Below are 14,120 nucleotides of genomic sequence, written 5' to 3'. Positions count from 1 at the left end.
CTCAAAGCCCACCACTCCACGGGACTCTTACCGACGCGCCGCACGCGCACCTCCTGAAGCAGGCGACTAGCTGTACCCGGCCATCAGGTTGGTAGCAGTCTGCTGATCGGCGGGTGGCCTCCGAGTGCGCTGTGACGGCGTTCAGTGTTGTAGTGCTCGAGCCAAGGGGCAAGGGCTGCGGATCGTTCGTCGTTGCTGGTGAAGATCTGGCGGTAGGCCCACTCGGTTGCCAAGGTGCGATTGAGGCGCTCCACCTTCCCGTTCTGCCAAGGGCAGTGCGGCTTGATGAACTTCTGCGTGATGTCGTGATCGGCGCACACGGTGCGTAGCGAGTAGCGGTAGGCGAAGGCGTTGTCGGTCATCAGCCGCTCGATCCGGGTGATGCCGTGCGCGGCGAAGTAGGCGATCGCGCGCGTGAGGAAGTCGGCGCAGGTGGGCCCTGCTCGTCGGGAAAGATCTCGCTGTAGGCCAGTCGGGAATGGTCGTCGACGAGCGAGTGGACGTAGTCGTAACCAACCTTGAGCTTCTTGCGAGCAGCGCTCGAACCCATCTGCCTGCCGTGTGCCTTCCAACCGCCACCGTCAGGGATCTTGCCGAGCTTCTTGACGTCCATGTGGACCAGCTCGCCCGGGCGGTCACGTTCGTAGCGGACCGCGGTCTGCTTCGAGGACCGGATCACCTCGCCAGTGATCGGGTCCAACTCACGCAGGTAGGGCACCCCGTGGCGGCGCAGGATCCGCGACACCGTGCGGGGCGGGACACCAACCTTGGGACCGAGCACGTCGGGGCCGTCACGACGCTCGGCACGCGCAGCAAGGACTTTCTGCTCGACCTCGTCGCTGGTCTTGGTGGGCATTGAGTGCGGCCGCGACGATCGGGTCGCCAATCCCGGATCGCCTTCAGTTGCGAAGCGGTCGATCCAGGTCTTCACGCACTTGCGTGAGACCCCCATCGCAGCGGCGACGTGGGCTTGTGGCCAGCCGGCTTGGTGGCGCTGGACGATCAGACGACGACCGTGAACGGTCAGCCGGGCACTACCGTGGGACACGAGAACCTCCGGGTTGGAGTGGGCCTTAGACAAGCCACATCCCATTCGGAGGTTCTCGCTCTTTCAAGCAGGCGCGCTGTTACCAACCTCCTGGCCGGGTACAACTAGCGGGTGCCCTCGGAACGAGCCTTGAGACCGGCGGCCTCGGTCGCGAGGTAGCGGTCGGTCAGCCCCTTGAAGAACAGCCGGCCCATGACCGCACCCAGAGGACCGGCCTGCTCGACCGACAGGCGCACGTGCGCGCCACCCTCCGGTCGGGCGGTGATCATGTGGCGTGCCGTGGTCCGCACCCCGGGCCCGGTCGCGAGCCACGTGAACGCACGACCGGGATCGAACTCGCTGACGACGTACTCCGTGGGCGGCAACTTCGGCTGCTCGACTCGCGCGCGTGCACCCAGCCCCAGGGCACCATCGCTGTCGAGTCGCGTCACCGCCGTCACCGTCTCGGTCCACTCGGGCCAGCGCTCGACGTCGCTCATGACCTCCCAGACCCGCTCCGGTGTGGCGTCGATGTCGATCTCGATGCTCTGCTCCATGCACCCATTCTGTCGGCACCGCCCGGCAGGATGGCGTGCATGACCCGAACCGTCAGCCGCGAATGGGTCAACCGACGCCGCCTCGCCACCCAGCGTCTCTCGTCCACACCGCTCCCCCGCGCCGCCGACGCGGTCCGACTGCTCACCTGCGTCCAATCGCAGGACGCACCTCTCGCGGCGCACTCCCTCGCGATGCGCTCACGCGAGACGACGTATGCCGGCGTGCTCGCCTCGCAGTCCGCCGGCGGTTGGGTGCGCACCCACATCCTCCGGCCGACGTGGCACTTCGTCGCACCCGAGGACCTGCGGTGGATCCAGGCGCTCACCGGCCCCAAGGTGGAGTCGTCCGACGGCGCACGGCTGCGTCAACTCGGCATCACACCCGACGTGGCCGAGCGCGGTCTCAACCTCTTGCGCAAGCTCCTCGCCGACGGTCGGGCCATGACCCGCCGGGAGCTGGGTCCACTCTTCGCCGAGCACGGCCTCCCCGGCCCGGGCGAGGCCATGGCCCACCAACTCATCCTCGGCGAGGTGCGCTCGATGATCTGCTCCGGGCCACCGCGCGGGACCGAGCACACCTACGTCCTCGTCGACGACGTCATCCCGCCCGCCGACTCGGACACGTGGTCACGCGAACGGTCGGTCATCGAGCTGACGCACCGGTTCTACGCCGGTCACGGCCCGGCTTCCGAGCGCGATCTGCAGCGGTGGAGCGGACTCACTCTCACCGAGATCCGTTCTGCCACAGCCGAACTCACGTCATCCCCGGCCTGGCGAAGCTCTTATCCGCTCGACTCCGTCGAGTGCCTCGGCGAGACGCTCTGGTTCGACCCGAGCGTGCCCGCACGCACGTCACGGGAGCAGCCGGCATACCTGCTGTCGACCTTCGACGAGGCGGCCCTGACGTACCCCACGACCGGGTTCCCCCGGCGCAACCATGACGCCGACCGGACGCGCCTCGTCTCTCAGTCCGGCGGCGGCATCGTCGTCGTGGACGGACGCGACATTGGGACGTTCAAGCGCAAGGCCGAGGCCAAGCAGGCCACAATCACCATCCTGCCGGAGGTCCCACTCGCCCCGGTCGAACGGGACGCCATCGCCGAGGCGGCGGAGTTCCTGGCCGCGTTCCACGACCTGCCGCTGTCACTGACCTTCGCGTAGCGCCAGCCACTCCTCACGGAGGATGGCGTAGGTGCAGCCGTCGATCCAGCCGACTTCGGCGTGCCACGAGTCCTGCACGCCGTACTGCTCGAGCCGCATCCCGAGCTTCTCGAGGATCCGACGAGAGGCGTGGTTGTCGGCGAAGCAACCGGCGGTGACTCGGCGCAGACCGAGGTCGTCGAACGCCAACGACAGCAGGTTGCGCGACATCTCGGTGGCGTAGCCGTGGCCGGCGTGAGCCGGGTCGAGGATGTAGCCGAGCATCCCCTCGACGCGCGTCCCCTCGGGCGCGTCGCCCTGGGCCATCCCGTCGATGACCTCCAGCATCCCACTGCCCACCTGCACGTCACCGGCGAACGCGACGCATGAGTGGTCGTACGGATCGTCGGCAGCCTCGAGCCACTTCTGGGTGAACACCTCGGGGTCGACGGTGGTCTTGATGAGCCACCGGATGACCTCGGGGTCGTTGCGGTAGGTCAGCATCCGGGCGATGTCGGGTGCCGTCGCCGGACGCAGGGTCAGGCGTTCGGTGTGGCGCGGCCAGACGATGTCGGAGGAGGTCACGCACCTTTGACTACCAGTCGCGAAGCACTGTGCGCCAACGCTTTTCGACGCGACGTGCTCGCGACGCGACAGGCGGCACCCCCCTTGCCGCGAGAGCGTCAGTCGTTCGTGCCGAACCCGTCGCGCTGGGTCCGTTCGTGTGAGTCCTCGGTCTCCTCGAAGAACGTCACGGTCAAACCGGCCGGCGCCTCGACCCGCGAGTTGAGCGACATCCACGGCGTGAGCACGGGCTCGGCCACGACCTCGGCACCGGCCGCCTCGGCGTCCCGGGTCGCCGCCTCGGAGTCGTCGACCTCGAAGGCGATCCGGATCTTCGGACTCGGTATGCCGTCCGCCTCCACCCGGTCGATGGCCACCTTGTGTGCCGGGCTGGCGATCTCGAACGTCGCCCGACCTGCCTCGAGGATCGCCACACGGTCGTCACCGCCCTCGGAGAAGGCAGCGATCTCTCCCATTCCGAGCACGTCGCGATAGAACCGCACCGCCGCGTCGTAGTCCTCTGCCTCGACCACCACGCGCAACTGCCGAACCCTCTGACCCCGGGCGCTGTCGTCACTCATGTCAGCCACAACACCACTCTCCCCCGAATTGTTGCCAGTTCGGCCTGATTCCACGTCGCACAGCGGACTGGCCCCAACCATGGGCACAGCGAAAGGGCGCTTCACCTTCCCCTGAAGGTGAAGCGCCCTCCGTGCTGAGTCGGCGAGGGGTCGAAGCTCGGCCAAGGACTCAGGTCCGAACCGGGGTCGAAGCGGCTCGGAGTGTGTGGGTGATCGTGGGGCTCAGCCCTGCGGGATCACGAGCGTCTGACCCGCCTGGACCTGGGTCGTGGCGAGGTCGTTGGCTTCCTGGAGCTGCGTGACGCCGGTGGCGATGGACACCCCGGTCACGTGCGTGGCCGCGATCTCGGAGAGCGTCTGGCCCTGCTGCACGGTGACGGTCTGTGCGGGCGCTGACGCTGCGGCTCCGCCGGTGAGACCGATGAAGGCGACGACCAGTGCGACAAGAACCGCAGCGCTGGTCAGGACGAGGCGCCCCAACCGCGTCAGACGCAGCGCGGGCTCGGGAAGGAGACGGACCGACTCACCCGTCGGGACGGAGACGAGCCGCGGACGCGGCGAGCGACGCACGGCCGGCGCCGGAACGGCATACCCATTCGTCGTGCCGTCGAGCACTGCAACTGCACTCATGGTGTCCTCCTGGATCGATGCTCCGTGGGAGCGGGTCGCGATCGAAACGATGTTCGAACGAACGCTTGTACGATTTGTAGCACGGATGTTCGAGTCGATCAAGACACGCGTCGAACAGATGTTTGATCCGCGTGCTCGAACTCCGTAGGCTGCCTTCATGTCAGAAAGCCAATCAGGCACCACTGACAGCCACCTTTTCGAGGGAGAAGAGATGACCACCCAGCGCCGCAAGGACGGGCCCGCAGCCGACGACGCAGCCGTGCACGAGCTGCCCGACCGCGATTCCGGCGACGGCACGCTCACCCAGCGGCAGCGCAAGGTCCTCGAGGTCATCCGCAACTCGGTCGACCGCCGTGGCTACCCGCCGAGCATGCGCGAGATCGGCCAGGCCGTCGGCCTCACCTCCCCCAGCTCGGTGTCGCACCAGTTGCACGCGCTGGAGCGCAAGGGCTACCTGCGCCGCGACCCCAACCGCCCCCGCGCGCTCGAGGTCATCTCCCCCGACACGCCGACCGACATCCGCGGCTACCGCGGCGGCGCGACGCCCGACGATCTCGATGCCGACCTCGACCCGACGGGTTCGGGTGACGCGCGTCCCGAGGCGAGCTACGTGCCCGTCCTGGGTCAGATCGCCGCCGGCGTGCCGATCATGGCCGAGGAGTCGGTCGAGGAGGTCTTCCCGCTGCCGAAGCAGATCGTCGGCGAGGGCTCCCTCTTCCTGCTCAAGGTCGTGGGTGACTCGATGATCGATGCCGCGATCTGCGACGGCGACTGGGTCGTCGTCCGCCAGCAGCCGAACGCTGACAACGGTGACATCGTCGCCGCGATGCTCGACAATGAGGCGACGGTCAAGACGTTCAAGCGGCGCGACGGCAAGGTCTGGCTCATGCCGCACAACCCCGCGTTCGAGCCGATCGACGGCGACCACGCGACGATCCTGGGCAAGGTCACCGCCGTCCTGCGGCGCATCTGAGGTCAGCTGGCCGGCGCGAGTTCGTCGGCCAGCGCGGACAACGTCACGCCGAGCGGCGCATCGATCCGATGCGTCGTCTCGGCGTCTCCGCGCGTGGGGCCTTTCGTGACGACGACGACGGGTATGCCGTTCGCGGCCGCCCGTCGCACGAACCGGTAGCCACTCATCACCTTGAGCGACGAGCCCAGCACCACGAGGGCGGGCGCCGCGTCGGTCAGCTCGAAACACGCCTCGACGCGCGGCTTCGGAACCGAGCCACCGAAGAAGACGACGTCCGGCTTGAGCGTGTCGTGCCCACAGACGAGGCATCGCGGCGCCGTGAAGGACTGCACCGCCTCATCGGCCAGAACGATGTCGCCGTCCGGTCGGATCTGGCTGCTCACCTGTGAGCCGTCGCCGACCAATCCCAGTGCGAGAGCGGCGAATCCGTGGTTGGCGTCGTCCATCAGCGCCTGCACGAAGTCGCGGTCGGTCCGCTCCCCACAGGTGAGGCACTCGACTTCGGACAGCGTGCCGTGCAACTCGATGACGTTGCTCGCCCCCGCCTGCTGGTGCAGGCCGTCGACGTTCTGCGTGATGACGTCGCCGAAGGCTCCGACGCGCTGGAGCCGCGCGACGGCCACATGGCCGGCGTTGGGTTCGGCCGCCGTGAATCGCTGCCACCCGATGAAGCTGCGCGCCCAGTAGCGCTGACGGGCGGCACTCGTCGCGGTGAATTCCTGGTGCGACATCGGCGTCACCCGGCGGTTTCCGTCCGGACCCCGGTAGTCGGGGATTCCGCTCTCCGTGCTGATGCCGGCACCGGTGAGGACGAGTGCGGGGCCACGTTCGCGCAGCAGGGCCGCCACCTCGGCGACGCCCACCGCGTTGTCGGCCTGATGGTCGACAACGGCCTCCGTACTCACCGAACCATCGTAGGCACCGCGCGGTAGACGGTTGGTCACTCGCCGGGGCAGTTGGTGAGGTGGACCAGTGCCGAGGCGACCATGGATCTCCAGTCCGTGATCGATCGTCCCGCGTGCATTCCTGCACCGCACCCGCATTTCCACTGCCACTGGCCCAGGACGTCGACGGTGACGCCCGGGTGGTGGCTGCGACGGCTGTGCCGTCTGCGGGTCATGGTGCTCATACTCCGAGGAGGCGCGGCCGGGTGCGCAGATACACGCCGACCCTGCGCGCAGTGCACCATCACCTCCTGAGACGATGGCTGGATTTTCAATAACTGAGAGTTATAGAATTCATCCATGATCGACGCAGCCGGCCTCCGTGTCATGCGCGCCATCGCCGATGAAGGCAGCTTCACGGCAGCAGCGCTCTCCCTGGGCTACTCACAGCCCGCCATCTCGCAGATGGTGCGCCGCCTCGAGGCCCGCACCGGGACGACCCTCGTCGAACGCATCGGTCGCAGCGTGCGCCTCACCGAGGCCGGTGCCGTCCTCGCGCGGCACGCAGGGCCGGTGCTGTCCGCCCTGGATGCCGCAGAGGAGGAAGTCGCCGCGATCGCCGGTCTCCGCTCGGGTCGCGTGCGCCTCATGGCTTTCCCCAGCGCGTCGGCCACCCTCGTGCCCAAGGCGTTGGCAAAGGTCAAGGCCGAGCACCCGGGCGTCTCGATCAGCTTCAGCGAGGCCGAGCCGCGCGAGTCCCTGGCGGCCCTGCGTGCCGGTGAGTGCGACCTCGCCGTCGCCTTCGTCTATGAGGGCACCGACCTCGGCCGGGGCGAGGAGGACCTCGACGCGTTCGTGACCACTCCCCTGCTCGACGACGAGGTGCTGCTCGCCGTCCCGCGCGATCATGAGCTCGCGAAGGCCAAGCACGTCGACATGGGCGCGCTCAAGGACGAGACGTGGATCGCAGGGTGTCCCCGCTGCCGTGGCCACCTCCTCCAGCTCGCGAGCACGGCGGACTACGTCCCGGACATCGCCTACGAGACCGAGGACTACGTCGCCGTCATGGGCCTCATCGCCGAGGGGCTCGGTGTCGCGGTCATCCCCGACCTCATCCTCAAGACGGTCCACCACGAGGACGTTGCCGCCCTGCCGATCACTCCCGCGTCTCGTCGGCACATCGTCGCGGTGACCACGCCCGACCTCCAGCGCGTCCCTGCGGTCAAGGCCACCCTCGACGCCCTCGTCGCCAGCGCCCAGGCCTCCACCGCGAAGCAGACTCGGGCCAGGACCAAGGCGTCCCGCTGACCGTCACTTCGACGTCACGATCGTGAGGTGGCCGTCGCGCTCGACGAGCGCGATGTGCCCCCGCTGGTCGGTTCGGTACGCGGCATACCCGTTGCGCTGCAGCATCGCGAGGTGCGCCGCTGTCGGGTGTCCGTAGTCGTTGTCCTTGCCCACGCTGATCACGGCCACGGGTGCCCGGACCGCCTCCATGAGGTCTGCGTCGAGGTTGGCGCTGCCGTGATGGGGTGTCTTGACGACGTCGAACTGCGTTGCGGCAGTGGACATTTCGGCATCTCGACGCATCCGCAGCAACAGATCGTGCGCCGACTCCCGCTCGATGTCACCCAGCAGCAGGGCGTCGACCTCTCCGACATGCACCGCGAGCACGACACTCGCGTTGTTGGGGACGGAGCCGGCAGCGATCCGCCGCACGGGCGCCCACACCTCCGCGGTCACGTCACCGAACGTGAGCCGGTCACCTGCCGCTAGGGCAGACACGGGTATGCCGTCCGCCCCCGTCCACGCGGCCACCTCCCGAACCTGGTGGTCCGGTTCACCGATCGGCGACACCAGCACCTGTCCGACCTGCCGCCCGGAGAGCACGCCCGGCAACCCCTCCACGTGATCGGCATGGAAATGCGTGAGCACCACCGCCTCCACCGTGTGCACCCCGAGCGAGTCGAGGCAGCCGTCGACGGGACCCGGCTCCGGCCCGGTGTCGACGACGAGTGCCCGGCCAACACCCGTGCGGATCACAGCCGCGTCCCCCTGCCCCACGTCGCAGAACGCAATGCGCCACCCCTCGGGCGGCCAGGTCACGACGCGCGTGGGCATCGTCATCGCCACGGTCAGGGCGACGACGAGCAGGGCCGCCAACGGCTTGAGCACCACCATGGCTCCTAGCCAGCGACCGGTGAGCAGCAGGAGCAGCGTGATGACGGTGAGGAGGACGGCGCCGAACGCGCCGTCCGGCCAGGGCATCGTGCCGCCGGGGACGTCGGCCATGACCCGAGCGGTGCGCGCGATGCCGAGGGTCGGCACAGCGCCGATCCAGCCGACCAGTTGCGCCGGCGCATCGGCAACCACCGAGACCAGAGCGGCGGCCACCCCGGCGATCGTCGCGGGGGCCACGAGTGGTGCCGCGACGAGGTTGGCGACCACTCCCACGATGCTCACCGATCCCTGGAGCAGCACAATGAGTGGCGCGCACATCGCCTGTGCCGCAACGGGAATGGCGATCGCTGGACCCATGAAGGACAGCCGCGCGGGCAAGTGCCGGGCGATCGCGTCACCCCATGGGCGGGTGAAGAGCAGCAGTCCCAGGGTCGCGAGCGCCGACAGCGCGAACCCGAACGAGCGCGACATCCACGGGTCGATAACGAGCACCACGACGATGGCGCCGGACAGCACCGGCAGCCCGGCCGAACGTTGGGACCGGCTCATCCCGATGAGTCCGATGAGACCCATCGCAGCCGCTCGGACGACGCTCGGCTCCGGACGCGCCAGCACGACGAAGCCGAGGATGGCGAGGGCGACGACGGGCGGCCGCCACCGTCGCGGAACGCCGACGAGCACGCACAGCCCGAGCACCATCCCACCGACGACCGCGATGTTCGATCCGCTGACGGCGGTCAGGTGGGTCATGCCCGTCGCCTGCATCGCCTCGGTGAGGTCCGGTGGAGTCCGACTCGTGTCACCGATGACGAGCCCCGGCAGGAGTCCCCTCGCATCGGCCGGCGTCGGGTCGACCGCCGTCCGCAGCCCGGCTCGGAGGTGCTCGGCGACCCGGGCCAGAGCACCCGCCCGCGCCACCACTTCCGCCTCCGTCACCCTGACCACCGCCAGCTCCGGGTAGCCCGGCTGCGGTGGCGCGAGCCGTCCTCGCACTCGCACGCTGTCGTGCCACCGGAGGTCGAGGAGCCGCCCGTCGCCCCGCAATGAAATCGGTGCGTATGCCGGTGACTCCCGTCCGCGCCCCATGACCCGATGCGCCTTGGCGCGGGCCATGACGACGGGGTCGCCGCTGCCCCGGGCGGCCAGTTGGACGGGGTCCGAGGTGACGGTCACGTCGAGCGTGACGACTGCCCGCGCAGCCGTGAGGGTGTCGAGATCACCGATGGCTCGCAGGGCGTGCTGGCCATTGCCACCGACTTGCACGAGCAACGCGACGCCGAGGACGACGAGCAACCCGTGGCCGCGGGACCTCCCTCGCCCGACGAACGCGGCCACGACCAGAGCCAACGTGACCGCACCGGTGACCGCCCAGCGAGGACCGGTCGACCAGGTCAAGGTCATGGCGAGCAGCGCCCACCCGACCAGGGCCGGGACGAGCAGCCGCACGTCACTGAACCGGACGACCTCACGCGTCCACTCGTCACGCCGAGCGCGGAGCTCCGGGGTGATGTAGGAGGCGTCGTTCACAGCGTGACCTTGGGCGTGAGCTGCGCGAGCAACTTCTCACCGATGCCGCTCACCTCACCGAGTTCCTCGATGCTCGTGAACCGGCCGTGCTCGGTACGCCAGTCCAGGATGCGTTGTGCGAGAACCGGTCCGACACCCGGCAAGGTGTCAAGTGCACTGAGGTCAGCGGAGTTGAGCGAGACCAGACCTCCTCCCCCGCCTCCGGCCGCCGTGGCCCCAGCTCCTCCGGCTCCACTCCCCGCCCCGCCGGCTCCCGATCCGCCGGCGCCAGCGAGCACTTCGCCGGGCTTGGGCACGATGATCTGTTCACCGTCAACGAGGATCCGGGCGAGGTTCACGGCCGCCAGGTCCGCGGACTTCGACGCGCCACCTGCGGCCGTCACGGCGTCACCGACCCGGGCTCCCGCGGCCATGCGATAGACGCCGGGCCGTGCGACCTGACCGACGACGTGGACGACGAGCACCCCACCGGACGCGGCGGGTGACGGACCTCCCGAGGCACCCGGTGAGGCGCCCAGAGGGACACCGGACGCGGCACCCGCACCCGTCGCTCCCGAACCAGTCTCACCCGGCGACGCACGCGAGAGCGTAGAAGTCCCCCGACTCACTCCCGTGGGTTCCGCGCCCGCGCCGGCCCGGGTCCCGACAGCTGGCCCGCCCGATCCCGCGAACCACACGCGCAGGCCGAACACCGCCGCCACGAGCACGACGACCGCGAGCACGGCCATCGCCGCCGACCGGCTCGGGAGCCACCGCGCGCCCTGGAGGCTGACCGGCACCTCGAAGACCGGACCGCGCGGCATCTCGATCGGCCGATGCCGCCCACGGTCGTCCGGGACGCCATCGCGCCCGAGCGCGACGGCGCGATCGCGATCGCGATCGCGCTCACGCTCACGCTCACGCTCGAGCCCGACGTCGCGTTCACCCCCACGATCGCGCCCCAGCTCGCGCTCGCGCTCACGCTCTCGCCCCAGCTCGCGCCCACTCCCGCGAACCCGGGCGAGGGCTCGCGGCGAGACGGTCTCGGGTGGGCGGCGCAACGGCATACAGGGACGTTAGGAACGGAACGCAACGTGCCCCAACCCCCGAGCCACGATCTGTGGACGACGAACGACCCCTCGCCCACCTGTGGACGAATTCAGCCGCTCAGGCGCCCCATCCACGTCGCGATGTTGCTCCGGTGCCGGCTGAGGACGATGAGTGCCAGGAGCGCGAGCCACGCCCCCGTACCCACCCCCACGGCATTGTCGGCCCGCACCGCGAGGACGACCCCGGCGACCAGGAGGAAGGTCGCCGCCACGACCGACGCGTTGCCCAGGCGAGAGACGAACGGCAGCGTCACGAGGAAGACGACAAAACTCGCGAGCGCGATCCACGGAAGGATCACGAGAATCGCCCCCATCGACGTCGCGACCCCCTTGCCGCCCCGCCCACCGAGATACGGGCTGTAGATGTGCCCGAGCACGCAGGCCACCCCGGCCACCAGCGCGACCCAGGTCCCCATGGTCCGCAGGACGACGAAGGTCGGCACGACGCCCTTGAGGATGTCGAGCACCCCGACGATGACTCCCCACTTCTTGCCGGCAACGCGACCGAGGTTGGTGGCGCCGGGGTTGCCGGAACCGACCTGAGCCACGTCGATCCCGCGGGCACGACCGATGAGGGTCGCAGGGTTGATCCCGCCGATGGCGTAACAGGCCGTTGCGACGACGAGCGCGACGACGACCACGCCGGTCGTCGAGAGCGTCACCGCCGACCCCTCAGACCCGCGGACTGACGGCGATGGCGAGCGTCCCGGGCCCGACGTGTGCTCCCACGACCGCTCCGAGTTCGACGAGGTCGAATTCGTGGAGGTTGTCGATGCGCGCCCGGAGCCGTTCGGCGAGCTTCTCGGCCCGTTCGAGGGAGTCGAGGTGATGGACGGCAACATCGACGGCCTGGTCCCCGGCGGCCTCGACGGCGAGTTCCTCGAGGCGGGCGATGGCTCGTGACGCGGTCCGCACCCGCTCCAGCGGCACGATGGAGCCGTCGGAGAGGCCCAGGATCGGCTTGATCGCGAGTGCCGACCCGACGAGCGCATTGGCCCGGCCGATGCGTCCGCCACGGCGCAGGTGCTCGAGGGTGTCGACATAGAACACGACCGTCGTCCGCCCACACCGGGCACGCACGGCCTCGGCCACCTCGTCTGCGGTCGCCCCACGGGCGGCGAGAGCGGCACCGGCGAGGACGGCATACCCCATCGCCATGCCCATCGAACGGCTGTCGATGACGGTCACAGGAACGGGCGAGCTCTGCGCGGCGAGCTGCGCGGAGCCGATCGTGCTCGACATGTCCGCGGAGATGTGGACCGAGACGATCGAGTCGGCACCCTTGTCGGCGAGGTCACGATAGACGTCGAGGAAGGCCTGCGGCGACGGCCGCGAGGTCGACACCGGCTTGAATCCGCGCAGTGCCTCGGCGACCTCGTGGGCGGCGATGTCGACGCCCTCCTGCCGTTCCTGGCCGCCGACGACGACGTGCAGGGGCACGACGCCGATGCCGTGCTCCTGCACGAGATCCGGGGACAGGTATGCCGTGGAGTCGGTGACGAGTGCGGTGGCCACGGTCCGAGGCTAGTGCTCAGGCGGTCTCGCGGCGGTCACCATCCGTGGATCGGTCCCGCGAGGTGCCACCTCGCGTGGTCGCCTTCGCGGGCGGCCCGTCCCCTCGCCGGGTCACCAGGGCAGGTCGACGCGGACGTCACGCTGGTCGTCGACCGGCACCCAGCCGCGTCCTTCGACCTTCTCGTATGCCGTCCGCGGACCGTCCGTGGCCAGCGTCGCCACCGCGCCGAGGAGGCGGTCGACGTGCTCGTCGGTCGTGGCGAGGCCGGCGCTGACGCGGACGGCCGTGGTGACCTCCGCGTCCTCGTCGGAGAGGAGGGCATCCACGAGGAGGTGGGCGCAGAACTTGCCGTCCCGCACGCCGATTCCGTGCTCGGCCGACAGCGCCGCGGACACGAGGGAGGAGTCGAGGCCGTCGATGGTGAACGTGACGACGGGCGCCCGGTCGGTGTCGTCCCCGAAGATGCTGTAGGTCTCGACACCCTCGATGGCGCGCAGACCCTCGGTGAGGCGTCGGGTGAGTCGTGCTTCGTGGGCCTCGACGGCGCCGCGGTTCCCTCGGATCGTGGCGCAGGCCGCGGCCAACGCCACCGCTCCCAGCACGTTGGGGCTTCCGCCCTCGTGCCGCGCGGGACCGGTCTGCCACGTCGTCGTGAGCGGGGCGACCTTGGCGGTTGCGCCACCGCCGGCGAGGTAGGGAGCGGCCACATCGAGCCAGTCGGAGCGGCCGACAAGGACGCCGGCGCCGTACGGGGCATAGATCTTGTGGCCGCTGAAGGCGACGTAGTCGACACCGAGGGCGTCGAGGTCGATCCGGCGGTGACCGGCGAGCTGGGCGGCATCGAGCGCGACGCGCGCACCGCGCTTGCGGGCGATGCCGGCGAGACGCTCGATCGGCCAGTACTCGCCCGTGACGTTCGAGGCGCCGCTCAGCACGACGAGCAGGCTCGAGGAGGTGGCGCGCTGGAGGGCGTCGGTGAGAAGCACCTCCGCGTCGCGGTGCGTCAGTGGGACGGGCAACCGGGTCGTGCGACGTGCCTCCCACGGCAGCAGGGTTGCGTGGTGCTCGGTCGCGAAGACGATGACCTGGGTGCGTCGGGGCAGCGCCCGGGCCAGGAGGTTGAAGGAGTCCGTCGTGTTGCGCGTGAAGATGACCTCGTCACCGTCGCGGGCACCGACGAAGCGGGCGACCTCCTCGCGGGCCGCCTCGTAGTAGTGGCTCGACACCTGGCTCGTCCAGCCCTGCCCCCGGTGCACGCTCGAGTAGGTCTGGGTGGCCTTGTCCACGGCCGCCTTGACGCGGGCCAGCGCTGGGGTGGAGGCGCCGTGGTCGAAGTTGGCGTACTCCACAGTGCGCCCGTCACACGTGGGGACGAGCGGCGCCGGGACGACGGCCGGGACCTCGAGCGCCGGGAGGGTGACGGGGGCGGTGGGGGCGGCGGGCGCCTCCGGT

General features: G+C 69.7%; 13 protein-coding genes and 1 pseudogene. 3 read left to right on the top strand and 11 right to left on the bottom strand.

What is annotated here, in order from left to right; translation table 11 throughout:
- Window positions 1-83: 83 nt before the first annotated feature.
- Window positions 84-1,048 (bottom strand): annotated as a pseudogene (locus N803_RS17075) (IS481 family transposase).
- Between the two features lie 104 nt (window positions 1,049-1,152).
- The gene (locus tag N803_RS17070) at window positions 1,153-1,584 is read right to left on the bottom strand and encodes an SRPBCC family protein (protein ID WP_035907552.1); all 432 of its coding nucleotides are present in this window, start codon (window positions 1,582-1,584) and stop codon (window positions 1,153-1,155) included.
- A 39-nt stretch (window positions 1,585-1,623) separates the two neighbouring features.
- On the opposite strand from N803_RS17070, the gene N803_RS17065 reads away from it, so the two are divergent.
- Window positions 1,624-2,745: a winged helix DNA-binding domain-containing protein gene (locus N803_RS17065; RefSeq protein ID WP_035907550.1), complete on the top strand. Its 1,122-nt coding sequence runs from the start codon at window positions 1,624-1,626 to the stop codon at window positions 2,743-2,745.
- On the opposite strand, the gene N803_RS17060 is transcribed toward N803_RS17065, so the two are convergent.
- The 3 genes from N803_RS17060 to N803_RS17050 all read right to left on the bottom strand — a co-directional run bounded on the left by N803_RS17060 (window position 2,728) and on the right by N803_RS17050 (window position 4,499).
- The gene (locus N803_RS17060; protein WP_035907549.1) at window positions 2,728-3,309 is read right to left on the bottom strand and encodes a GNAT family N-acetyltransferase; all 582 of its coding nucleotides are present in this window, start codon (window positions 3,307-3,309) and stop codon (window positions 2,728-2,730) included. The genes N803_RS17065 and N803_RS17060 overlap by 18 nt on opposite strands.
- Window positions 3,310-3,407: 98 nt before the next feature.
- Entirely contained in the window at window positions 3,408-3,869 is a 462-nt protein-coding gene (locus N803_RS17055) for a VOC family protein (RefSeq protein ID WP_035907559.1), read from the bottom strand.
- Between the two features lie 222 nt (window positions 3,870-4,091).
- Entirely contained in the window at window positions 4,092-4,499 is a 408-nt protein-coding gene (locus N803_RS17050; RefSeq protein ID WP_035907548.1) for a LysM peptidoglycan-binding domain-containing protein, read from the bottom strand.
- Between the two features lie 211 nt (window positions 4,500-4,710).
- On the opposite strand from N803_RS17050, the gene lexA reads away from it, so the two are divergent.
- Window positions 4,711-5,472 (top strand): transcriptional repressor LexA, encoded by a 762-nt coding sequence (gene lexA / locus N803_RS17045; RefSeq protein WP_052112436.1) that lies wholly within the window; start codon window positions 4,711-4,713, stop codon window positions 5,470-5,472.
- Between the two features lie 2 nt (window positions 5,473-5,474).
- Here lexA and N803_RS17040 read toward each other — a convergent pair whose 3' ends face one another.
- Window positions 5,475-6,377 carry a Sir2 family NAD-dependent protein deacetylase gene (locus N803_RS17040; RefSeq protein WP_211253543.1) on the bottom strand — a complete coding sequence of 301 codons (903 nt, stop codon included), beginning with the start codon at window positions 6,375-6,377 and terminating at the stop codon, window positions 5,475-5,477.
- A gap of 339 nt (window positions 6,378-6,716) precedes the next feature.
- Between N803_RS17040 and N803_RS17035 the strand changes: the two genes are divergently transcribed.
- The gene (locus N803_RS17035; RefSeq protein WP_035907547.1) at window positions 6,717-7,664 is read left to right on the top strand and encodes a LysR family transcriptional regulator; all 948 of its coding nucleotides are present in this window, start codon (window positions 6,717-6,719) and stop codon (window positions 7,662-7,664) included.
- A gap of 3 nt (window positions 7,665-7,667) precedes the next feature.
- Here the strand turns inward: N803_RS17035 and N803_RS17030 are convergent, their stop codons facing one another.
- The 5 genes from N803_RS17030 to N803_RS17010 form a co-directional block, all read right to left on the bottom strand.
- On the bottom strand, window positions 7,668-10,064 hold the full coding sequence (locus tag N803_RS17030) for a ComEC/Rec2 family competence protein (RefSeq protein ID WP_245617370.1): 2,397 nt from the start codon (window positions 10,062-10,064) through the stop codon (window positions 7,668-7,670).
- Entirely contained in the window at window positions 10,061-11,110 is a 1,050-nt protein-coding gene (locus tag N803_RS18170) for a ComEA family DNA-binding protein (protein WP_084764644.1), read from the bottom strand. The genes N803_RS17030 and N803_RS18170 overlap by 4 nt, the downstream gene beginning before the upstream one ends.
- 92 nt (window positions 11,111-11,202) lie before the next feature.
- Complete coding sequence (locus tag N803_RS17020; protein WP_052112435.1) at window positions 11,203-11,814, bottom strand: glycerol-3-phosphate acyltransferase; 612 nt, start codon at window positions 11,812-11,814, stop codon at window positions 11,203-11,205.
- 10 nt (window positions 11,815-11,824) lie between these two features.
- Window positions 11,825-12,667 carry a DegV family protein gene (locus N803_RS17015; RefSeq protein WP_035907545.1) on the bottom strand — a complete coding sequence of 281 codons (843 nt, stop codon included), beginning with the start codon at window positions 12,665-12,667 and terminating at the stop codon, window positions 11,825-11,827.
- A gap of 111 nt (window positions 12,668-12,778) precedes the next feature.
- On the bottom strand, window positions 12,779-14,120 hold a 1,342-nt coding region (locus tag N803_RS17010; protein WP_052112434.1), incomplete at its 5' end, for an aminotransferase class V-fold PLP-dependent enzyme.

This window comes from Knoellia subterranea KCTC 19937, from assembly GCF_000768685.1.
GTDB classification, from domain to species: domain Bacteria; phylum Actinomycetota; class Actinomycetes; order Actinomycetales; family Dermatophilaceae; genus Knoellia; species Knoellia subterranea.
The sequence above is the reverse complement of the archived record's forward strand: the minus strand, read 5'-3'. Positions and strand labels throughout refer to the sequence as shown.